Below are 18,978 nucleotides of genomic sequence, written 5' to 3'. Positions count from 1 at the left end.
CGCCCCAGCACAGGCCGGGGCGTCTTCTTTTTGAAGGGGGCTTAGCGGCTCACCGCCCCGCTCACCCGAGGTTCCAGCGCGTACAGCGCCACCACCGCGACGAGGGTGCCCACCCAGCCGGGGGCCGAGCCGAGGTCGAGTTCGAAGGTGCGGCCCAGCACCGTGCTGCCGAGCTGCCCGCTGAGCTTCTCACCCTGCTGCTGCGCGACGATGTTCCAGCCCACGATGGGCTCGCCCAGAAAGCCGGTCACCCGGTCCACGCCGCGCAGCACCAGCTTCTGGCCGCCGACGTTGCCGCGCAGCTCGCCTTCTTCCAGCTCGATGCGCACGCTTTCGCCGCCGACGGTGCCCTGTACGCCGCGCTCGGTGATTTCGAGGTCGATGTCCTTGCCGTACAACTGGCCGCCCGCGCGGCCCGAGATGCGGTCACCGTCGATGGCGCAGCGGACACTGAAGCCGTCCGCACCGCCGAGGCGGCCCTTGATGAGGTCTTCACTCATGCTGGGGAGTATAGCGGGAGGGAGCGGGCGGCTGGTCGCCTGGGGTCTGTGGTGGGCCGGGGTCGCCGTTGCCGACACGCGTTATCAGCCCCACCCGCTCGAAATAGTCCCGCCGCCGCAGCACCGGCCCACCCTCGCCCAGCCGCGCCCGGCCCACATTCCAGCACTCGAAGAGAATCCGCAGCGCCCCGCCCAGCAGCGCCGCCCCGTACCACGCGGGCGGTGGGGCCGAGAAGCGCAGCGTCTCGCCGTCCCAGGCAAGGTGGGGGCACGTCTCGTCGTGGGCGGCCCACACCATCCCGCCCCGTTCACCGAGACGTTGGGCACGGACCCGTAACGGCCCCTCGCGCACCTCCGCGTCGTACTGGGGGGCGGCGTAGACCTCGGCGTACAGCTCATAGAGGTGCCCCTGGAGGCGGTGGGCCTGTGCCCGCAGGCGGGCCTCCTCGCGGCCGGTCAGGGTGCCGGGGGGCGCGTCAAGTTGGCGGCGCACGTCGGCCAGTTGATTCTCCACGGGCACCAACCGTTGCCGGACGGTGGGCGGCGGCGGAGGGGGCGGCGGGTCGCCCTCCAGCGTGCGGGCGGGGTCGGCGTACTCGCGCGAGCCCCAGCCCTGCGGCTCTCGCAGGGTGCCGTCCTCGATCACCCACAGGCGGTTGGCGACCTCGCGGGCAAAGCGGCGGTCGTGGGTCACGATGACCACCGCGCCGCCGTAGGCGTGAACGGCCCCCTCCAGCGCCTGCAACGCCTCCACGTCGAGGTGGTTGGTGGGTTCGTCCAGCAGCAGCAGGTCGGAGCGCAGCGCACTCACGAGCGCGAGGCCCGCCCGTGCCCGCTCGCCGCCCGACAGCACCTCGGGGGTCTTGGGCCAGTCGTCGGCGGTGAATCCGGCTCGGCCCAGCAGCGCGTTGGCCCGTGCCCCGAAGCGGCGCTCGAACTGCGCCCGCAGTCCCTCGCCGGGGGTCAGGCCGTGCCAGGTCTGGTCGAGGGACGCGACCGTGACGCCGTTGCCGACGCGCAAGACCGGCTCGGGGGAACCGGGGTCGGGATGCAGTTCTCCCGCCAGCAGACGCATCAGCGTGGTCTTGCCTGTCCCGTTGGCGCCCATCAGCGCCACCCGGTCGCCCTGCCGCAGCTTGAAGGCCACGTCCCGCAGCACCTCGCGCTCACCGTAGTGTTTGGAAAGGTGCTCGCCCCAGGCCACCAGCGGCGCCCGCGCCGTGCCTGCCAGCAGGCGCATCCGAATCTGGCGCTCGGGGAGGGGGGCCTCGGTGACGGGGACACGCCCCGCCCGCGTCCTCAGGGCACGGGAGCGGCGGCCCCACTCGTCGAGCCGCTCGGCGCTTCCGCTCAGCCGGGCAGCCTCCTGCTGGCCGAGTCGGGCGGCCCGGGTCTGCGTGCGGCGTTCCAGCTCGCGCTGCTCGCGGGCGCGGGAGTAGCCGCCGGAATACTCGCGGGCCTCGCCGCCCTCCAACCACAGGCTGCGGGTCGCCACGGCGTCCAGAAAATCGCGGTCGTGGCTGGTGAGCAGCACACCGCCCCGGAAGTCGCGCAGCCAGCCTTCCAGCCACTCGCGCATCCGGATGTCGAGGTGGTTGGTGGGCTCGTCGAGCAGCAGCAGGTCGGGTTCCTGGGCGAGCGCAAGGGCCAGCGCCAACCGGGTGCGCTCCCCGCCCGAGAGTGTGGCCGCCTCCCGGTTCAGGAAGCGGGTGAGGTTCAGCATCCCCAGCACCCGCGCGGCGCGGGCGGGCCAGCGGTAGGCGTCGGCGTCCTCCAAGCGGGCGTGCAGGGCCGACCACGCGGCGAGGGTGCTGGGGTCCCCCAGGTTCGCCTCCAGCGCGAGCAGCTCGGTTTCCAGCGCCCGGTAGGGGTGGGCCGCGTCCACGAGGTCGCGGACGGTCGGGCCGGGCGGGTGGACATGGTGCTGCGCCAGCACCGCCAGCCGCAGCCCCTCGCGCCGCCAGAGGGTGCCTTCCTCGGGCACGACCTCGCCCGTCAGCACCCGCAGCAGCGTGGTCTTCCCCACCCCGTTGCGCCCCAGCAGGGCGAGGCGGTCGCCGCCTGCCACCGAGAGCGACACCTCGCGCAAGACCGCCCGTTCCCCGAAGGTGACGGTGAGCGAATCGGCGGTCAGGAGGGGCGGCACGGGAGGGAGGCTAGCAGAGCTTTCCCGGCCCACCTGTCACTGGGGTTTCAGAACGGTCAGGACGGCCCCGAAGGTCAGCTCCCGCGCCTCATCGCCGTCGTAGAAAGGTCGGAGCTGTTCTTCCAGCCACGCCCCAACCTCCTCCGCCGTCTCGTCCCCGCGCTCGGTGGCGGCGATGGTGTTGGAGTGGGTCATCAGGTAGGCGACGAGCTCCCGCCGGGAGAGGGCGAGTCCATGCCGGAAGCGCTCCTCATGCCAGCAGAAGCCCGCTGCCCGCGCCTCGGCCTCCCCGAAGTCGTAGCGGTGGCGGGGTGGAGCCGGGTAGCGCTCCCAGTACGTCGTCACGAACTCGCGGAAGTCCTCGCGGCCCGGCATCTCTCCCAGAAAGAAGTCGTCGTAGAGGGCCAGCACGCCGCCCGGCTGCAGAGTACGGCGAGCCTCCGTCAGAAAGGCGTTCCGGTCGAACCAGTGGAAGCCCTGCGCCACCGTCAACACGTCCAGCACGCCCCCTTCCAGCGGCAGCGCCTCGGCGGGGGCCTGCGCGTAGGTCACGCGGGGGTGGGGACGGGCCTGGGCCAGCATCGCCCCGGACACGTCGAAGGCCAACACCCGGTCCACCAGCTCGGCGAGCGCCACGCTCGACAACCCGGTCCCACAGGCCACGTCTGCTCCCAGCGCCCGGCGGCCCGCCAGATGCGGCACGAGCCGCGCCAGCACGAGCGGGTGGAAGGCAGGGCGCCCGGCCGCGTACCGCGCCGCGCCCTGGGGCGTGCCGAAGGGATTGACCACACGGGACATGACCGCAGCATAGGCCGCCCCGCTATCATCCCCCGGTGTCCGCCCCCGCTCCCTCCCCCGCCTGGGTCGTCGCCGCCCTCTACCAGTTCCGCCCGCTGGAGGACCCCGCCCGGCTGCGAGACGACCTCCGGCAGCTCGCCTCCCGCCTGGGACTGTGCGGCACCCTGATCGTCGCGCCGGAAGGGATCAACGGCACGGTGGCCGGATCGCGCGAAGGCATCGACGGACTGCACGCTTTCTTGCGGGAGGCCGGGTTCGACCGGATGGAATACAAGGAGTCCGGGAGCGCGGAGCAACCCTTTCGGCGGCTGAAAGTGCGGCTCAAGCGCGAGATCGTGACGATGGGCGTGCCGGTGCAGCCGCTCACGCAGGTCGGGCACTACGTCACCCCGGTCGAGTGGAACGCGCTGCTGGACGACCCCGACGTGCTGGTGATCGACACCCGCAACCGCTACGAGGTGGAGGCTGGGACCTTCCGGGGGGCCGTGAGTCCGGAGCTGGACTCCTTCCGCGAATTCCCGGCGTGGGTGGAGGCCCACCGCGACGACCTCGCAGGCCGCCGCGTCGCCATGTTCTGCACCGGGGGCATCCGCTGCGAGAAGTCCACCAGCCTGCTGCGGGGGCTGGGATTTGAGGATGTATTCCACCTTCAAGGCGGCATCCTGCGCTACCTGGAGGAGGTCCCCGAGCCGGAGAGCCGCTGGGAGGGCGAGTGCTTCGTGTTCGATGGCCGCGTGACGGTGGGGCATGGCCTGACCCCCGGCACCGCGCAGATGTGCCACTCCTGCGGCTGGCCCCTGACGCCGGAGGACACCGCACATCCCCACTTCGAACCCGGCGTGAGCTGCGGCCACTGCTTTGGGGCCACGACCCTGGCGCAGAAGGCCGCCTTCCGCGAGCGCCAGCGCCAGTACGACGCGGCGGGGCAGGCTTAGCGCAGTTGCGACCCCCTCACCCCTTGCTGTGTAAGGCCCTCTCTACAAGCAGCTCTACGAGTCCCACGAGGGGAGAGGGTCAAAAACCCGAGCCGCCAAACCAAAAAACACCCCGGCGCGGAGCCGGGGCATCGGTAAGGGCGTGAATTATTCCTGGGTCTGTTCGGGCTGGCTGCCCTGCTCAGCGTCCACCGTCTTCGGGGCGCTCAGTTGCTGTCCACCCGTGCGAATCTGGATGGAACGCTTCTGGGCGGCTTCGGAGCGGGGCACGCGCACGGTCAGGGTGCCGTGATCGAAGCTGGCCTCGACCTTGGTCAGGTCGTACTTGGCGGGCACGCTGAAGGTCCGCACGAAGGTGCCGTAGGCTCGCTCGACGCGGTGGGCGGTGCGGCCCTCGTTCCGGGCGTACTTGCGCTGGCCCTGCACGGTCAGCGTGTTGTTCTCCGCCTCGATCTGAATGTCGCCAGGCTGCACGCCGGGCAGGTCGAGGGTCAGTTCGAGGCCCTGCTCGTCCTCGTGGATGTCGATGGGCGGGGCGAGGCGGGCGGACTGGCCGTTCACGGCGCCGCCGAACGCGCGGTCCATACGCTGGGTCAGTTCTTCGATTTCGCGGAAGGGATCAAATCGCATCATCTTGAAACCTCCTGATGGGGGAAGCGCGGGGTCATGGCCTGCACCTCGCGCTCAACTGTGCAAAGTGTAAAACCTGAGCACGGTCATGTCAAGTTTAGTGCGCTTTAAACTGTGCAGTCGAGGTCGCCTTCCGCGCGGGCGGCGGCGCGGTGTACACTCCCGCAGGCGCAGGGCCACCCTGGTTCGCGCTGTCCCCACCCCTCTTCGGCGGTCCCGTGAGGCCGCACCCGCCCCGTGAGGCAGGAGAAGGAGTCCTATGCACCCCACCCTGACGAGCCGACCGCCTGTGCTGGACGGCGTTTTTTTTGTGCCTGACCGGAGCTGCCTGTGATCCCCAAGGCGACCATCCTCACCGCCGACGAGGTGCGCCGGGCGCTGACCCGCATCGCGCACGAGATCGTGGAGCGCAACAAGGGGGCCGAGAACCTCGCGCTGATCGGCATCCACACGCGCGGCATTCCGCTGGCCGAACGGCTGGCCCGCAAGCTGGAGGACCTGGAGGGCGTGTCCATCCCCACGGGGATGCTCGACATCACCCTCTACCGCGACGACCTCTCTGAAGTCGCGCACCAGCCCATCATCCGTGAGACGCAGGTGCCCTTCGACCTCGCCCGGCGGCGGGTGGTGCTGGTGGACGACGTGCTGTACACCGGGCGCACGGTACGGGCCGCGCTCGACGCGCTGATCGACCTCGGACGGCCCGAGGGCATTCAGCTCGCCGTGCTGGTGGACCGGGGGCACCGCGAGCTGCCCATCCGTGCCGACTACGTGGGCAAGAACCTGCCCACCGCCCGCAGTGAGATGGTCAAGGTCAAGCTGGCCGAGACGGACGGCGTGGACGTGGTCGAACTCCACGACATGCCCGAGGAGCGCCTATGACCGCCCCCACGGCGGCGGGCACGCGCCCCCGGCACCTCCTCGACTTCGTGGACTGGACGCCCGAGCGCCTCGGAAGCCTCCTCGACAACGCCGACACCATGAGTCAGGTGCTCGACCGCCCGGTGCGCAAGGTTCCGGCGCTGCAAGGACTGACCGTCTGCACCGCCTTTTTCGAGAACAGCACCCGCACCCGCGTGAGCTTCGAACTCGCCGCCCGGCGCATGAGTGCCGACGTGGTGTCTTTTGCGGCGGGCGCGAGCAGCGTCAGTAAGGGTGAATCGCTGCGCGACACGGTGGAGGTGCTGACCGCCTACAAGGTGGACGCGTTCGTCGTGCGGCACCCGGCGAGCGGAGCGGCGCATCTGGTGGCCCGCTACTCCGGCAAGCCCGTCATCAACGCGGGCGACGGCCGCCGGGCGCACCCCACCCAGGCTCTGCTCGATGCCTACACCATCCGGCAGGAGTTCGGCTCGCTCTCCGGCAAGACGGTCGCCATTCTGGGCGACATCCGGCACTCGCGGGTGGCCCGCTCGAACGCCGAACTCTTGCCCAAGCTGGGCGCCCGCGTGCGGCTGTGCGGCCCGGCGACGCTGCTCCCGGCCGACCTCGCCGCGCTGCCCGGCGTGACGCTCACCACCGATCCCCGCGAGGCCGTGCGGGGCGCCCACGCGGTGATGGCCCTGCGCCTCCAGCAGGAGCGCATGTCGGGCGGCTACCTCGCCAGCCTCGCCGAGTACGCCGACCACTATCAGGTCAACGCTGGGCTGCTGCGGGAGGCCGAGTCGGGTGCCATCGTGCTGCACCCCGGCCCCATGAACCGCGACCTGGAGATCAGCTCGGACGTGGCCGACGGCGAGCAGAGCCGGATTCTGCGGCAGGTCGAGCACGGGCAGGCCGTGCGGATGAGTGTGCTCTATCACCTGCTGGTGGGGCGGGAGTGACCATGACATTGACCATCACCAACATCAAACGCCCCGGCTCCGAGAGGCTCGAGTCCGTCACCCTCGACGGTGGCGTGATCCAGGGCTGGAACCTTCCGCACCAAGGCGAGATCATTGACGGCAAAGGTGGCACCGTCGCTCCCGCCTTTATCGAACCGCACGCCCACCTGCGCGAACCGGGGCAGACGCAGAAGGAAGACCTCGCCTCGGGCCTCGCGGCGGCGGCGGCGGGCGGGTACGGCACGGTCGTCTCCATGCCGAACACGTCGCCCGTGGTGGACGACCCAGCCACCGTGCGGGCGCTGATCGAGAAGGCGGACGGCCTCGGTTTCGCCCGGCTCCGGCCCGCCGCTGCGCTGACCCGTGGGCAGAACGGCGAACACCTCGCCGAACTCGCCTACCTGAAGGAAGCGGGCGCCGTCATGTTCACCGACGACGGCCGCACGAACGAGGACGCCCGCGTGCTGCGGCTGGGGCTGGAGTACGCCCAGAGCCTTGGGATGGTCGTCAGCGTGCATGCTGAGGACGCCTCGCTGCGGGCGGGCGGCGTGATGAACGAGGGGCCGATGTCCGAAGCCCTGGGGCTGCCCGGCAACCCGGCGGCGGCGGAAGCGGCGCGGGTGGCCCGTGACCTGGAGATCGTCGCGCAGACAGGCGCGAGGTTGCACGTCCAGCACCTTTCCACGGCGCGGGCGCTGGACCTCGTGCGGGAGGCCAAGGCGCGGGGCCTGCCCGTCACCTGCGAGGTCTGCCCCCACCACCTCACCCTCACCGACGAGGCGCTGCGGTCCTTCGACGCGATCTACAAGGTCGCCCCCCCGCTGCGGACCCAGGCCGACGCCGACGCGCTGCTGGGGGGCCTGCTCGACGGCACGGTGGATTGCCTCGCCACCGACCACGCCCCCCACACGCGGGCAGAGAAGGAACGCGACCTGCTCGAAGCTCCCTTCGGCATCGCCTATATCGAACTCGCCTTCCCGCTGATGTGGACCCGTTTCGGGGAGCAGCTGGGCCTTACGCGGCTGCTCGACCTGATGACCGCCGCTCCCGCCCGCGTGCTGGGCTGGCCCGCGCCCACGCTGGAGCCGGGCGCCCCCGCCGACCTCGTGGTGCTGGACTTGGAGACGGAGCGGGCGGTGGACCCCACTACCTTCCTAAGCAAAGCGAAGTTCTCGCCGTGGGCGGGCGAATCGCTGCGCGGCTGGCCCACGCTCACGGTGGTGGGGGGCCGGGTCGCGTTCGGGCGGTAACGGGGCACAAGAGAACGCCGGGCCTCCATGTGCCCGGCGCTCTTCTGTTCGGCTTACAGGTCGAGGGGGTCGGGGTTCTCGGACGCCATCGAACCCTCGTCCTTGTCGTTGCGCTGGAGGGCTTCTTCGAGGCGGTCTTCCCCCACGCCGGGGTTGACCCGCTTGGTCTCGGGGAACTCTTCGCGGGCGTTGGCGTCGGTGTTGGCGAGGTCTCCGGGATCAGTCATGTCGTCTCTCCTTGCCCGGCATGCTGCCACGTGGTCCCCGGCGCTGGGGGGCGGGCTTCTTACACTGTGACCCTTTGACTAAGGCGGCCTCAACGGGCGTCCGCGCCCACCGCCTCGGCCACCGACGTGAAGCCGTCGCGCTCCAGAAGGCGCGAGAGGCCCCGGTTCAGACGGGCGGGCAGTCCCGGCCCCTCGTAGATCAGGGCGGTGTAGACCTCCACCAGACTGGCCCCCGCGCGAATCTTGGCGTAGGCGTCCTCGGCGGTGAAGACGCCGCCGACTCCCACGATGGGCACCCGGCCCCCGGTCAGGCGGTACGCCTCTCGCACCAGCGCCGTGCTCCGCTCAGTCAGGGGCTGCCCACTGAGGCCCCCCGCCTGCTCGCGGCTGGAGTGGGTCAGGCCCTCACGCGAAAGGGTCGTGTTGCTGACGATCAGACCGTGGGCGCCCGCCTCCACCACCGCGCCCACGCTCGCCTCGAAGTCGGCGGGGTGCAGGTCGGGGGCCAGCTTCACGAGGACGGGGGGACGGTTCAGGGTGCGGACGCGCCCCTCTTCGACCTCCGCCACCACCGCCCGCACGAGGGCTGCGAGGTCATTCGCCGCCTGCAATGCCCGCAAGCCCGGCGTGTTGGGACTGCTCACGTTGACCACGAAGGCGTCGGCCACATCCCCCAGCGCCCGCACGAGGCGGAGGTAATCCTGGGTCGCGTCCTCGTTGGGCGTCGCCTTGTTCTTGCCGATATTCACCCACACGGGGACCGGGCGATCCCCCAATGCGGCGAGACGGGCGTGCAGCGCGTCTGCCCCTGCGTTGTTGAAGCCCATGCGGTTGATCAGCGCCCGGTCGGGCGGCAAGCGGAAGAGGCGGGGCCGCTCGTTGCCGGGCTGCGCGAGCGGCGTCACCGTGCCGACCTCCACGAAGCCGAAGCCGAGGGCGGAGAAGGCTGGGACCGCCTCCCCGTTCTTGTCGAGGCCCGCCGCCAGCCCCAGCGGGGAGGGGTAGGCGTGGCCCCACAGCGTTTGCGTCAGCCGGGAGTCGGCTGGAGCCGTGAGCGCCCGGACGGGGGCGGTCCACCCCGGCACCCGCGAGGCCCCGCCCAGCAGCCGAAGGGTAAGGTGGTGGGCGTCCTCGGCGTCGAGGCGGAAGAGGGCAGGCTGGAGCAGGCGGCGGTACATCGGGCCTCAGGATACGGGGCGGGCCATGAAAAGGGCGCCTCCGGGGGGAAGGCGCCGCGTGTCTGGAAGGGGAAGGTTAGTTCCGGACCCCCGGATAGGCCGGTTCGAGCTGCACCAGCCGGGCGTGTTCCTGCCGCTCGCTGTCCGCGATCAGGTCGGCCAGGGTGGTGGCGCCCAGCACGTCTCGCAGGGCGGTGTCCACCCGCTGCCACAGGTCCACCGTGCCGCAGACGTGGCCCTTGTCGCAGACGTGGTCCTCCTCGACGCAGGAGACGGGCGCGATGCTGCCCTCCATCGCCGTGACGACCTCGTAGGCGCTGATCTCGGGGGCGGGGCGGGCGAGGCGGTAGCCGCCGTGGGCGCCGCGCACGCTCTTGATAAAGCCCGCGCGGCGCAGGTTGCTGGCGATCTGCTCGAGGTAATGCTGGCTGATGCCCTGGCGTTCGGCCACGTCCTTGAGCGGCACGGCCACGCCGCCTTCCCGTCGCCCGATCTCGATCAGGGCACGCAGGCCGTACTGGGCTTTGGTCGAGACCCACATGGGACAAGTGTACCCGTAAACCCGGACGCCGTGTAGGGATTTAGCGACATTGAGAAGGAGTCGGGGGGCGAGCGTCTCCCCTACAATCCGGCCCGTGACGACGGCCCTGCCTCCCCTGCCCGCCTCCCTCGCTGCCCTCTTGCCCGCCGACGCGTTGCTGCGGCTGCGGGCGGCGGGGGCACCGGGGGTCGCGCTGCTGGAATCGCTGGGGCCGGTGGTGGAGTACGGGCGGTACTCCTTCCTGAGTGCCTGGCCCATGCACGTGCAGGAGGAATTGCCCGAGCACCCCGGTGGAGACGCCCTCTTCCCCGCGTGGCTGGGGGGCCTGAAGTACGAGGCGGCGGGCGCCTTTGGCCTGGACACCCACGCCCCGGACGGGCGGGCCGGGTGGTGGGGTCTGTACCCCAGCGGGCTGGTGTGGGACCGCGCGGCGGGGACATTGGAGGCTGTAGGCGAAGCCGGGCATGTGGACTGGGCGGCGGTGCTCGCGGGGGAACCGGCGTCCCAGCCGACCCTCCAGGTGGGCACCTTCGGGGCGGACGACGTGGACTATCCGGCGGGCGTCCGCACCGTGCAGGAGCTGATCCGGGCCGGGGAGGTCTATCAGGTCAACCTCTCGCGGGGGGTGCGGGCAACCGCCGAGGGCGATCCCCTCGCCGCCTACCTGCGGCTGCGGGAGGTCAATCCCAGCCCCTTCATGGCCTTCGTGGACCTGGGGGACGAGGTGGTCGTGTCGTGTTCTCCCGAGCGCCTGGTGCTGTGGGCGGAGGGGGAAGTTTCGGCCCGGCCCATCGCGGGCACCCGGCGCCGGGGGGACACGCCCCGGGAAGACGCGGCGCTGGAAAGGGAGTTGCGGGAGGACCTCAAGGAGACCGCAGAGCACACCATGCTGGTGGACCTCGTGCGGCACGACCTGGGGCGGGTGGCCGCGCCCGGCACGGTGACGGTGCCCGACTTCGGGCTGGTGGAGCGCTACAGCCACGTGATGCACCTCGTCTCGGAGGTGCGGGCGCGGGCGCGGGCGGGGCTCTCGGTGCGCGAGTTGCTCGCCGCCACCTTTCCCGGCGGCACGATCACGGGCGCTCCCAAGCCCCGCGTCATGACCGCCATCCGCGACCTCGAACCCGGTCCGCGCGGGTGGTACACGGGTGGGGTGGGGATCGTCAGCGGGGCGCGGGTGGACGTGAATATCCTGATCCGGACGGCGGGATTCACGCGCACAGATGAGGGCTGGACCGTCACCGTCCGCGCGGGCGGCGGCACTGTCATCGACGCCGACCCCCGGCGGGAGGCGCAGGAGACGGTGCACAAGGCGCAGGCCCTCCTTGCCGTGCTGGCGGGCCAGCCGGGGCGCCCGCCGCAGCCGCCCGCACCGCCCGCGCCGGGGCGTCCCTGGGCACCCCCGCCTGCGGAGACGCGCACGGGCCTGCGGGTGCTGGTCCTCGACAACCGCGATTCGTTCACCCTCAACCTCGTCCACGACCTGCTCGCGCTGGGGGCGGAGGTGGACCTGCGGACTCAGGACGAGAGCGCCGATTCTCTCCTCGCCTCCCACCCGGACGCCGTCCTCGTGGGGCCGGGGCCGGGTACCCCCGCCACGAGCGGCCCCACGCTGGAGCTGACCCGCCGCTGCCTGGAGGGGGGGGTGCCGCTGCTGGGCGTCTGCCTGGGGCATCAGGCGCTGGGCGAGGTGCTGGGGGGCCGGGTGGAACGGGCCGCCCCGGTCCACGGCCGCCCGGCGGCGGTGCGGCATGAGGGGGTGGGCCTTTTCGCGGGGGTCGCGGACGGTGCCCCCTTCGGCCGCTATCACTCGCTGGTGGTGCGCGGTCTGCCGGGTGAATTCGTCACCGCCCGCAGCGAGGACGGCGAGGTCATGGCGCTGGAGGTGCCGGGCCGCCCCGCGTGGGGGGTGCAGTTTCACCCGGAGAGCGTCCTGAGTCCGGCGGGCCGGGTGCTGCTGGGCAACTGGCTGCGGCTGAGCCGGGAGGCGCGGGGGTGAGGCGCCTCCCGCCCGACGTGCAGGCTCCCGCCTGGCTGCTGGGCGAGTCGGCCTTTACCACAGTGCGGACCTGGGACGGGGTGCCGCTGCTGTGGCCCCAGCACCTCGCCCGATTACGCGGAACGTGCGAGTGGTTGGGCCTCCCCGCCCCGGAAGACGAGCCCCCCCGGCTGGAAGAGGCAGGCTGGGGCCTGCTGCGCGTCACCGTGACCCCGGACGGCACCTTCTGGTCCCGGCGACCGCTGGTAGCAGGGCCGAGGCCCGAGGGAGGCGTCGCCGTGCGGCTCACGGGCGTGCAGGTCCACCCGCAACTCGCCGGGCACAAGACCGGGAATTATTTGCCCTACCTCCTCGCGGGCCGGGCAGCAGCCGGAGCCTTCGAGGGCTGGCTCACCGACGGGGCCGGCAACCTCGTGGACGGAAGCCGGACCTCGCCGCTGCTGGAGCTGGACGGGCGGCTGGTCGTGCCGTCGGGCGGATTGCCAGGGGTCACGCGGGCGGCGTTTGTGTCGGGCCAGTCCTTCGAGACCCGGCCCGTCGGGGTGACCGACCTGCCCCGCGTCACCCGCGCCTGGGTGTGCGGCAGTGGGGTGGGGGTGGTGCCGGTGCGGCGCATCGTGGGCGAGGGATGGGACATCAACCTTCCCGCCGAGTGGCCCACGGTGACCGACCGGGTGCTGGTGTGGCCGGAGCAGGCGACGCGGCCCTGAACAAGAAAAGCGGCGAGGTCTCCCCCGCCGCTCCTGCCGTGCCCCCCTCGCCTAGCGCCCGTCCTGCCCCTCGCGCTCGCTCTGGAGACGGCCGCCGCCCACGGCGTCCTCAAGGCGCACGGCGCCGTGACGGCGCATCAGGCTGAGGGCCTCGTCAGCCCGGCGGGCGTCGGGGTCACGGGCGATCACGAGGACGTGGCCGTCGCCCATCGCCTTCTGGAAGCGCTCGGCCTCGGCGGGCGGCACGCCCATGCGGCGCAGCAACTTGACGTAGTCACCGTGGTCGCTGCCCGTCAGCGCCCCGAAGATGCCGCCCAGCCCGGCCCCGCCGATCACGCCGAACAGGATGGTCAGCAGGCCGCCTTCCTGATAGACACGGGTTTCGGGAATCCACAGCAGCAGCAGCCAGATGGGCACGGTGAGGGCCAGGGCCGCCAGCACCCCCCGGAGAATGCCGCGAATCACGCTGGCCGACCCGCCGGGGGCACCCTCTTCGGGGCTGACGCCGGTGGCCTGCGCGAGGTCATTTTCGGCCACCACGTCCGTCAGGGCAAAGGCGAGGTGGTCACGGTCGAAGCCCCGGGCCTGAAGGGCGGTCAGGACACCCTGGGCCTGCCGGGGATCACGAAAGAGGGCAACGACGCTTTCCATTCCTCCGGTTTTACCACGGCCCCGCGCCCTGCGGCGAGGGACAGACTGGCCCAGACGCCCGCCGGGTCCCCTTCCCCCCTCCCGGGCACCCCCATGACCCTGCGCCCTGCGGTACGTTCCGCCCAGGGGTCCTTTCCTATACTGCCCGCATGACTGGCGTGGCCGCCCTGACCCTCCCCGGTGCCGCTTTCGAGGCGCGGCTGCGCGAGGTGCTGCGTTCGCGCGTGGCCTTTATCGAGCTGATCGGGGACGACCTCGTGGCCGCCGGGGGCAAGCGTGCCCGTCCCGCCGTGACGCTGCTCGCCGCCCAAGCCCTCGGCGCCCGGCCTGGCACGCCCGAGTGGGCGCACGTCACCGACCTCGCCGTGTGCGTGGAGCTCCTTCACTCGGCCTCGCTGCTGCACGACGACCTGATCGACGACGCCGAGACGCGCCGGGGTCAGCCCGCCGCCTTCCGGCGCTTCGGCAACGTGGTCAGCGTGATGAGCGGCGACTTCATGCTCTCGCGGCTGCTCACGCTGCTCGCGGGCCTGCCCGGGGGCGCCGATCTGACCCGCGCCTTCGGGGACGCGGCCTCGCGCATCTGCGAGGGCGAGGTGCTGCAATTTCAGGTCGCGGCCTACGGCGAATACAGCCTGGACGCCTACTTGGAAGTCATCGGCGGCAAGACGGCGGCCCTGCTCGCGCTGGCGGCCTGCGGTCCCGCGTGGCTGCTGGGCGCCCCGGCCGCGCAGCGCGAGGCCCTGGCGACCTTCGGCTGGGAGTATGGGCTGGCCTTCCAGATGCGCGACGACCTGCTGGACCTGACGGGCGACGAGGCGGCCCTGGGCAAGCCCGTCGGCGGCGACCTGCGCGAGGGCAAGGCCACCCTGCCGGTGCTGGACCTGCTCTCGGGTCCCCACGCCGGGGAGGTCCGCGAGGTTTTGGAGCGCCGCGCCGCCCGCTCCGGCGACGTGGGGCGGGTGCGTGACCTCGTGGAAGGTACGGGGGCCGCAGAGCGCACCCATGCCGAGATTCGCCGCCGCGCCGACCTCGCCGCCGCCGCGCTGGAGGCCCTGCCTCCCTCCGCCGCCCGCGAAGCCCTGGCCGACCTCGCCCGGCACGAGAGCCGCCGCCGGGCCTGAGCGCCCGTTTGAAAAGTCGGAGTCGCTCCCTCACTGACGCGGTGGACACGAGCTTGCTGCTCCTCGGCAAATAGCTCTGCGGGTCCCCCCTCTCGCGGGACTGGCACAGCTCACACCCCGAGAGGCCGGGGCTCGTAGAACTGCAAAGCAGACGGGGTGGACGGCCACGCCGTTCCAGGGCGGCGACAGCGCCCCTTCACTCCTTCGGTGAGACCCTGTTTAAACACGCTCTGCGGGACCCGTGCAAGAGCCTCCGGACGTTCCCGCACCTCGGGCGGTCTGGGGGCCGCTGCTGGGCAGAGGGGGAGCGGCGCCGTCCCAACCCCGTGGACGCTCTCTGTACCGGGTCCAAGTCTGTCCCCTCTCGGCCTGCCAGTTGACAGGCCGAGGGAGGATTTTCCCCACCGCTTGTCCCTCTGGAATCGCTTCCGATTTTTCTCCGCCCAGGCAGGCGGTTTTCCGAGGTTGACGCTCTCAGGTTGCCCCGATACAACGGGGGTGCCCCCGGCAAGTGGGGCGGGGCCGGAGCCGGGACGCTCGGCGCTGCGGCGCGTGTATCCTCGGGCGGACACCGGGACTATCCCCAAAGGAGCGTGATGAGGGCATCAGGACTCAACTGGCAGGGCCTCATGGAGCAACTCCAGGAGGCTTTGCCCCACTGCGAGGTGACCGACCAGTCGCTCGCGTATTTCAAGTATCCCCGGCGCACCGTCGCCGTGAACCTGCCCGTGCGGATGGACGACGGGCGCATTCAGGTTTTCCGGGGCTACCGCACGGTGCATTCCACCGCGCGGGGGCCAAGCATGGGCGGCGTGCGCTTCCGCGCGGGCCTGAGCGCCCACGAGTGCGAGGTGCTCGCCGCGATCATGACCCTCAAGGCGGCGGTCGCGGACCTGCCCCTCGGCGGCGCCAAGGGCGGCGTGGACGTGGACCCGCAGACCCTCAGCCCGCATGAGCTCGAGGGCCTGACCCGCCGTTACACCTCGGAACTCGTCGAGCTGATCGGACCGACCGAGGACATTCTCGCCCCCGACGTGGGCTCCGACGCGCAGACCATGGCGTGGATGCTCGACGCCTACGGCGAGAACACTGGCTCGACCCAGGGCGGCATGGTGGTGGGCAAGCCCATTCCGTTGGGCGGCTCCTACGGCAGCAAGGACGCGAGGGGCCGCTCGGCGGCGATGGTGGCCGCGCAGGTGCTCGAACACCGGGGCGAGAGCCTGCGCGGAGCGCGGGTGGCCGTCTACGGCTTCGGGGACGTGGGCCGCAAGGCCGCGCAGGTGCTGGGGGAGCGCGGCGCCCTCGTGATCGCGGTGTCCGACCAGCACGGGGCCTCCTTTGCCAGCGGCGGCCTCGACCTCGCGGCGCTCTCGGCGTACCGCGAGCAGCACGGCAGCGTGCGCGGCTTCGCGACCGAGATCGCCCCCGACGAGGTCGTCGAACTCGACGTGGACATCCTGATGCTGGCCTACGACTACGGCTCGGTGAACGCGGGCAACGCCCACGCGGTCCGCGCCCGCTACGTCGTGGAGGCCACCAACCGGGCCGTGCTGCCCGAAGCCGAGCGCGTCTTGCGGGCGCAGGGCGTGTGCGTGCTCCCCGACCTCGTCGCCAGCATCGGCGGCGTGATCGTGAACTACCTCGAGTGGGTGCAGGACGCCAGCAACTTCTTCTGGACGCCCACCGAGGTCGAACGCGCCATCGACCTGCGGGTGAACGCGGCCCTGCGGGACGTGACCGCCTACATGCGGACCCGTGACCTCGACATGCGCACGGCGGCCTACGCGCTGGCCCTGAATCGCCTGCACGAGGCGGCGGTGATGCGCGGCGTGTACCCGTAACCCAGGGTCCAGGCGCCCAGGCGCGTCCATCCAGCGAGCGGCAACGCGCGGGCCGCCCCGCGCGGCAAAGTCGGAAAACGTCCCCTGCCCCCTTCCCTCCCCGGAGGCTTTCCCATGACCACCACACAGGACCCGCAGGCCCAACCGCCGCAGAATACGCAGCGCCTCGGCCAGCACACCATCCCCAGCTACCTCGATCCCAACAACATCGGCCCCTACGAGATCTTTCTGGAGCAGGTCGAGCGCGTCACGCCGTATCTCGGCAAGCTCGCCTACTGGGTCGAGACCCTCAAGCGGCCCAAGCGCATCCTGGTCGTGGACATTCCCATTCACCTCGACGACGGCACAGTCGCGCACTTCGAGGGCTACCGGGTGCAGCACAACACCTCGCGCGGCCCGGCCAAGGGCGGCATCCGCTACCACCAGGACGTGACCCTCAGTGAAGTCATGGCCCTTTCCGCCTGGATGACGGTCAAGAACGCCGCCGTGAACCTGCCCTACGGCGGGGGCAAGGGCGGCATCCGCATCGACCCCCGCAAGTACTCGACCGGGGAACTCGAGCGCCTGACCCGGCGCTACACCACCGAGATCGGCCTGATTATCGGCCCGGACAAGGACATCCCCGCCCCCGACGTGAACACCGGGCCGCAGACGATGGCCTGGATGATGGACACCTACTCCATGAACGTGGGCCGCACCGCGACCGGCGTGGTGACGGGCAAGCCCGTGACCCTGGGCGGGTCGCTGGGCCGCGCCGACGCGACCGGCCGGGGCGTGTTCGTGACCGGCGCCGAGGCGATGAAGAAGCTCGGGATGCCGATGGAGGGTGCCAGGGTCGCCGTGCAGGGCTTCGGCAACGTGGGCGAGGCCGCCGCCCGCATCTTCCACGCGCACGGCGCGAAGATCGTCGCCATTCAGGACGTGACCGGGACGATCTACAGCGAGGCCGGAATCGACCCGGCGGTGGCCCTGGCGCACCTGCGGCAGACGGGCAAGATCACCGACCTGCCCGGCACCGAGGAACTCAGCCGCGACGAGTTCTGGGGCGTGGACTGCGACGTGCTCGTGCCTGCCGCGCTGGAAAAGCAGATCACGCTGGAGAACGCCGACCGCATCAAGGCCCGCCTGATCGTGGAGGGCGCCAACGGCCCCACCATCCCCGCCGCCGACGACCTGCTTGCCGAGCGCGGGGTCACGGTGGTCCCCGACGTGCTCGCCAACGCGGGCGGCGTGACGGTGTCCTACTTCGAGTGGGTGCAGGACTTTTCAAGCTTCTTCTGGACCGAAGAGGAGATCAACGGCCGCCTCGACCGCATCATGGCGGAAGCCTTCCTGAGCCTCTGGGACGTGAAGGAACGCCACGGGGTGACCCTGCGCACGGCCGTCTACATCGTGGCCTGCACGCGGGTGCTGGAGGCGCGGGCGCTGCGGGGGCTGTACCCGTAAGGGCGGCCAGCTTCCAGCCGCCAACAAGTCCGAGAGCCCCAGCCGCGTGCTGGGGCTTTTTTGGCTGGACGTTGGTGGTTGGCGGCTACAATGCGCCCCATGACCGATCCCCTCAGCGGCTGGCAGCCCGCGCCTCCCGGCTTCAAGCATGTCGTGAGCGTGTCGCTGGGCAACTCGTCGCGCAATGCCCGCGAGGAACTCACGGTGCTGGGGCAGCCCTTCGTGCTGGAGCGGCTCGGGACGGACGGGGACGTGAAGAAGGCCGCCGCCCTGTTCGCCTCGCTCGACGGGCGGGTGGACGCCTTCGGGCTGGGGGGCGCGGACCTGTACCTGTTTGCCGACGGGCGGCGCTACACCTTCAGCAATGTCCGCAAGCTGGTGTCGCACGCGCGGCTCACGCCCGTGCTGGACGGCAGCGGCCTGAAAAACACCCTGGAGCGCGACGCCATCGCGCAGCTTGACCCGGTGGTGGGGTGGCGCGGGCAGCGGGTGCTGATGGTCAGCGCGGTGGACCGCTTCGGGATGGCGGAGGCGCTGGCGGGGGCCGGGGCGGACGTGGTATACGGCGACCTCGTCTTTGGACTCAATGTCAACGTGCCGCTGCGGTCCATCGGGGCGCTGCGGCGGCTGGCGCGGCTGGCGCTTCCGGCCCTGACCCGGCTGCCGCAGGACTGGTTTTATCCCACGGGTGACAAGCAGAATTCCAGCGTGCAGGGCCAGGGCACCCGCTACTACGCCTGGGCCGACGTGATCGCCGGAGACACCCACTACGCCAAGCGCTACGCCCCGCGCGACCTGCGGGGCAAGACCGTCCTGACCCAGACCATCACGGAAGCCGACCGCGCCTGGATGGAGGAGCGCGGCGTGGCCCGCCTGATCACGACCACCCCGCGCATCGGCAAGCGCAACTTCGCCACCAACGTGCTGGAAGCCTTTTTCGTGGCGCTGAGCGGCAAGCGGGAGGCCCTGAGCGAAGGAGAGTACCTGCGCTATATCCGCGAGGTGGGCTTCCGGCCCGAGGTCACCGAACTGGGGCCGCGGGCGCAGGGGCGCGGCCCGGCCGTTTCCGGCGCCGTTCCCACCCCGGCCCCACGCTGAGGCCCGGTCTGGCACCCGGCGCGGGGTCTTCGCCGGGTGAAGGGGTGCCCACGCTTTTCCCCACGCTCCGAGCGTGAGGGC

Annotated in this window: 18 protein-coding genes; 10 read left to right on the top strand and 8 right to left on the bottom strand. The window is 71.4% G+C overall.

Features of this window, described 5'->3' with window-relative positions:
• Positions 1 to 41 precede the first annotated feature (41 nt).
• From L1280_RS01370 to L1280_RS01360, 3 genes are read right to left on the bottom strand one after another with little or no spacing between them, the layout of a single operon-like run.
• Positions 42 to 500 (bottom strand): hypothetical protein, encoded by a 459-nt coding sequence (locus L1280_RS01370; RefSeq protein ID WP_253580220.1) that lies wholly within the window; start codon positions 498 to 500, stop codon positions 42 to 44.
• Positions 493 to 2,646 carry an ATP-binding cassette domain-containing protein gene (locus L1280_RS01365; RefSeq protein WP_253580219.1) on the bottom strand — a complete coding sequence of 718 codons (2,154 nt, stop codon included), beginning with the start codon at positions 2,644 to 2,646 and terminating at the stop codon, positions 493 to 495. The genes L1280_RS01370 and L1280_RS01365 overlap by 8 nt, the downstream gene beginning before the upstream one ends.
• Positions 2,647 to 2,682: 36 nt before the next feature.
• Positions 2,683 to 3,444, bottom strand: coding sequence for a class I SAM-dependent methyltransferase (locus tag L1280_RS01360; protein ID WP_253580218.1), 762 nt, complete (start codon positions 3,442 to 3,444; stop codon positions 2,683 to 2,685).
• Between the two features lie 35 nt (positions 3,445 to 3,479).
• Between L1280_RS01360 and L1280_RS01355 the strand changes: the two genes are divergently transcribed.
• Complete coding sequence (locus L1280_RS01355; protein WP_253580217.1) at positions 3,480 to 4,379, top strand: rhodanese-related sulfurtransferase; 900 nt, start codon at positions 3,480 to 3,482, stop codon at positions 4,377 to 4,379.
• Positions 4,380 to 4,526: 147 nt separating this feature from the next.
• Here the strand turns inward: L1280_RS01355 and L1280_RS01350 are convergent, their stop codons facing one another.
• Positions 4,527 to 5,012, bottom strand: coding sequence for an Hsp20/alpha crystallin family protein (locus L1280_RS01350; protein WP_253580216.1), 486 nt, complete (start codon positions 5,010 to 5,012; stop codon positions 4,527 to 4,529).
• A gap of 327 nt (positions 5,013 to 5,339) precedes the next feature.
• On the opposite strand from L1280_RS01350, the gene pyrR reads away from it, so the two are divergent.
• The 3 genes from pyrR to L1280_RS01335 are packed head-to-tail and all read left to right on the top strand — an operon-like array spanning position 5,340 to position 8,082.
• Positions 5,340 to 5,891, top strand: a complete 552-nt coding sequence (pyrR, locus tag L1280_RS01345) for a bifunctional pyr operon transcriptional regulator/uracil phosphoribosyltransferase PyrR (protein WP_253580215.1) — start codon at positions 5,340 to 5,342, stop codon at positions 5,889 to 5,891.
• The gene (locus L1280_RS01340; RefSeq protein WP_253580214.1) at positions 5,888 to 6,832 is read left to right on the top strand and encodes an aspartate carbamoyltransferase catalytic subunit; all 945 of its coding nucleotides are present in this window, start codon (positions 5,888 to 5,890) and stop codon (positions 6,830 to 6,832) included. The genes pyrR and L1280_RS01340 overlap by 4 nt, the downstream gene beginning before the upstream one ends.
• A gap of 2 nt (positions 6,833 to 6,834) precedes the next feature.
• Positions 6,835 to 8,082: a dihydroorotase gene (locus L1280_RS01335; protein WP_253580213.1), complete on the top strand. Its 1,248-nt coding sequence runs from the start codon at positions 6,835 to 6,837 to the stop codon at positions 8,080 to 8,082.
• 53 nt (positions 8,083 to 8,135) lie between these two features.
• On the opposite strand, the gene L1280_RS01330 is transcribed toward L1280_RS01335, so the two are convergent.
• The 3 genes from L1280_RS01330 to L1280_RS01320 all read right to left on the bottom strand — a co-directional run bounded on the left by L1280_RS01330 (position 8,136) and on the right by L1280_RS01320 (position 10,028).
• Positions 8,136 to 8,309 (bottom strand): hypothetical protein, encoded by a 174-nt coding sequence (locus L1280_RS01330; protein WP_253580212.1) that lies wholly within the window; start codon positions 8,307 to 8,309, stop codon positions 8,136 to 8,138.
• 89 nt (positions 8,310 to 8,398) lie between these two features.
• Positions 8,399 to 9,487, bottom strand: a complete 1,089-nt coding sequence (locus L1280_RS01325; RefSeq protein ID WP_253580211.1) for a quinone-dependent dihydroorotate dehydrogenase — start codon at positions 9,485 to 9,487, stop codon at positions 8,399 to 8,401.
• Positions 9,488 to 9,563: 76 nt separating this feature from the next.
• Entirely contained in the window at positions 9,564 to 10,028 is a 465-nt protein-coding gene (locus L1280_RS01320; RefSeq protein ID WP_253580210.1) for an Rrf2 family transcriptional regulator, read from the bottom strand.
• Positions 10,029 to 10,122: 94 nt separating this feature from the next.
• Here L1280_RS01320 and L1280_RS01315 point away from each other — a divergent pair, with 94 nt between their 5' ends.
• Together L1280_RS01315 and L1280_RS01310 are read left to right on the top strand one after the other, a co-directional pair.
• Positions 10,123 to 12,027: a chorismate-binding protein gene (locus L1280_RS01315; RefSeq protein ID WP_253580209.1), complete on the top strand. Its 1,905-nt coding sequence runs from the start codon at positions 10,123 to 10,125 to the stop codon at positions 12,025 to 12,027.
• Positions 12,024 to 12,737: an aminotransferase class IV gene (locus L1280_RS01310; protein WP_253580208.1), complete on the top strand. Its 714-nt coding sequence runs from the start codon at positions 12,024 to 12,026 to the stop codon at positions 12,735 to 12,737. Before L1280_RS01315 ends, L1280_RS01310 begins: the two co-directional genes overlap by 4 nt.
• Before the next feature lie 51 nt (positions 12,738 to 12,788).
• Here L1280_RS01310 and L1280_RS01305 read toward each other — a convergent pair whose 3' ends face one another.
• On the bottom strand, positions 12,789 to 13,388 hold the full coding sequence (locus tag L1280_RS01305) for a general stress protein (protein ID WP_253580207.1): 600 nt from the start codon (positions 13,386 to 13,388) through the stop codon (positions 12,789 to 12,791).
• A gap of 149 nt (positions 13,389 to 13,537) precedes the next feature.
• On the opposite strand from L1280_RS01305, the gene L1280_RS01300 reads away from it, so the two are divergent.
• From L1280_RS01300 to L1280_RS01285, 4 genes are all read left to right on the top strand, one after another.
• The gene (locus L1280_RS01300) at positions 13,538 to 14,512 is read left to right on the top strand and encodes a polyprenyl synthetase family protein (protein WP_253580206.1); all 975 of its coding nucleotides are present in this window, start codon (positions 13,538 to 13,540) and stop codon (positions 14,510 to 14,512) included.
• Positions 14,513 to 15,108: 596 nt separating this feature from the next.
• Positions 15,109 to 16,353 carry a Glu/Leu/Phe/Val dehydrogenase gene (locus L1280_RS01295; protein WP_253580205.1) on the top strand — a complete coding sequence of 415 codons (1,245 nt, stop codon included), beginning with the start codon at positions 15,109 to 15,111 and terminating at the stop codon, positions 16,351 to 16,353.
• 114 nt (positions 16,354 to 16,467) lie between these two features.
• Entirely contained in the window at positions 16,468 to 17,799 is a 1,332-nt protein-coding gene (locus tag L1280_RS01290; protein ID WP_253580204.1) for a Glu/Leu/Phe/Val dehydrogenase, read from the top strand.
• Positions 17,800 to 17,898: 99 nt separating this feature from the next.
• Positions 17,899 to 18,897, top strand: coding sequence for a quinate 5-dehydrogenase (locus L1280_RS01285; RefSeq protein ID WP_253580203.1), 999 nt, complete (start codon positions 17,899 to 17,901; stop codon positions 18,895 to 18,897).
• Positions 18,898 to 18,978: the final 81 nt, after the last annotated feature.

This window comes from Deinococcus sp. HSC-46F16 (assembly GCF_024171495.1).
GTDB lineage: Bacteria > Deinococcota > Deinococci > Deinococcales > Deinococcaceae > Deinococcus.
This window is presented reverse-complemented; position numbering and strand designations above follow the sequence as displayed.

What these genes read in the sequence shown, in the direction of transcription:
- L1280_RS01370 (WP_253580220.1), bottom strand. Translation starts at nt 500, where the DNA reads ATGAGTGAAGACCTCATCAAGGGCCGCCTCGGCGGTGCGGACGGCTTC.
- L1280_RS01360 (WP_253580218.1), bottom strand. Translation starts at nt 3,444, where the DNA reads ATGTCCCGTGTGGTCAATCCCTTCGGCACGCCCCAGGGCGCGGCGCGG.
- L1280_RS01350 (WP_253580216.1), bottom strand. Translation starts at nt 5,012, where the DNA reads ATGATGCGATTTGATCCCTTCCGCGAAATCGAAGAACTGACCCAGCGT.
- L1280_RS01340 (WP_253580214.1), top strand. Translation starts at nt 5,888, where the DNA reads ATGACCGCCCCCACGGCGGCGGGCACGCGCCCCCGGCACCTCCTCGAC.
- L1280_RS01335 (WP_253580213.1), top strand. Translation starts at nt 6,835, where the DNA reads ATGACATTGACCATCACCAACATCAAACGCCCCGGCTCCGAGAGGCTC.
- L1280_RS01330 (WP_253580212.1), bottom strand. Translation starts at nt 8,309, where the DNA reads ATGACTGATCCCGGAGACCTCGCCAACACCGACGCCAACGCCCGCGAA.
- L1280_RS01325 (WP_253580211.1), bottom strand. Translation starts at nt 9,487, where the DNA reads ATGTACCGCCGCCTGCTCCAGCCTGCCCTCTTCCGCCTCGACGCCGAG.
- L1280_RS01320 (WP_253580210.1), bottom strand. Translation starts at nt 10,028, where the DNA reads ATGTGGGTCTCGACCAAAGCCCAGTACGGCCTGCGTGCCCTGATCGAG.
- L1280_RS01305 (WP_253580207.1), bottom strand. Translation starts at nt 13,388, where the DNA reads ATGGAAAGCGTCGTTGCCCTCTTTCGTGATCCCCGGCAGGCCCAGGGT.
- L1280_RS01300 (WP_253580206.1), top strand. Translation starts at nt 13,538, where the DNA reads ATGACTGGCGTGGCCGCCCTGACCCTCCCCGGTGCCGCTTTCGAGGCG.
- L1280_RS01295 (WP_253580205.1), top strand. Translation starts at nt 15,109, where the DNA reads ATGAGGGCATCAGGACTCAACTGGCAGGGCCTCATGGAGCAACTCCAG.
- L1280_RS01290 (WP_253580204.1), top strand. Translation starts at nt 16,468, where the DNA reads ATGACCACCACACAGGACCCGCAGGCCCAACCGCCGCAGAATACGCAG.
- L1280_RS01285 (WP_253580203.1), top strand. Translation starts at nt 17,899, where the DNA reads ATGACCGATCCCCTCAGCGGCTGGCAGCCCGCGCCTCCCGGCTTCAAG.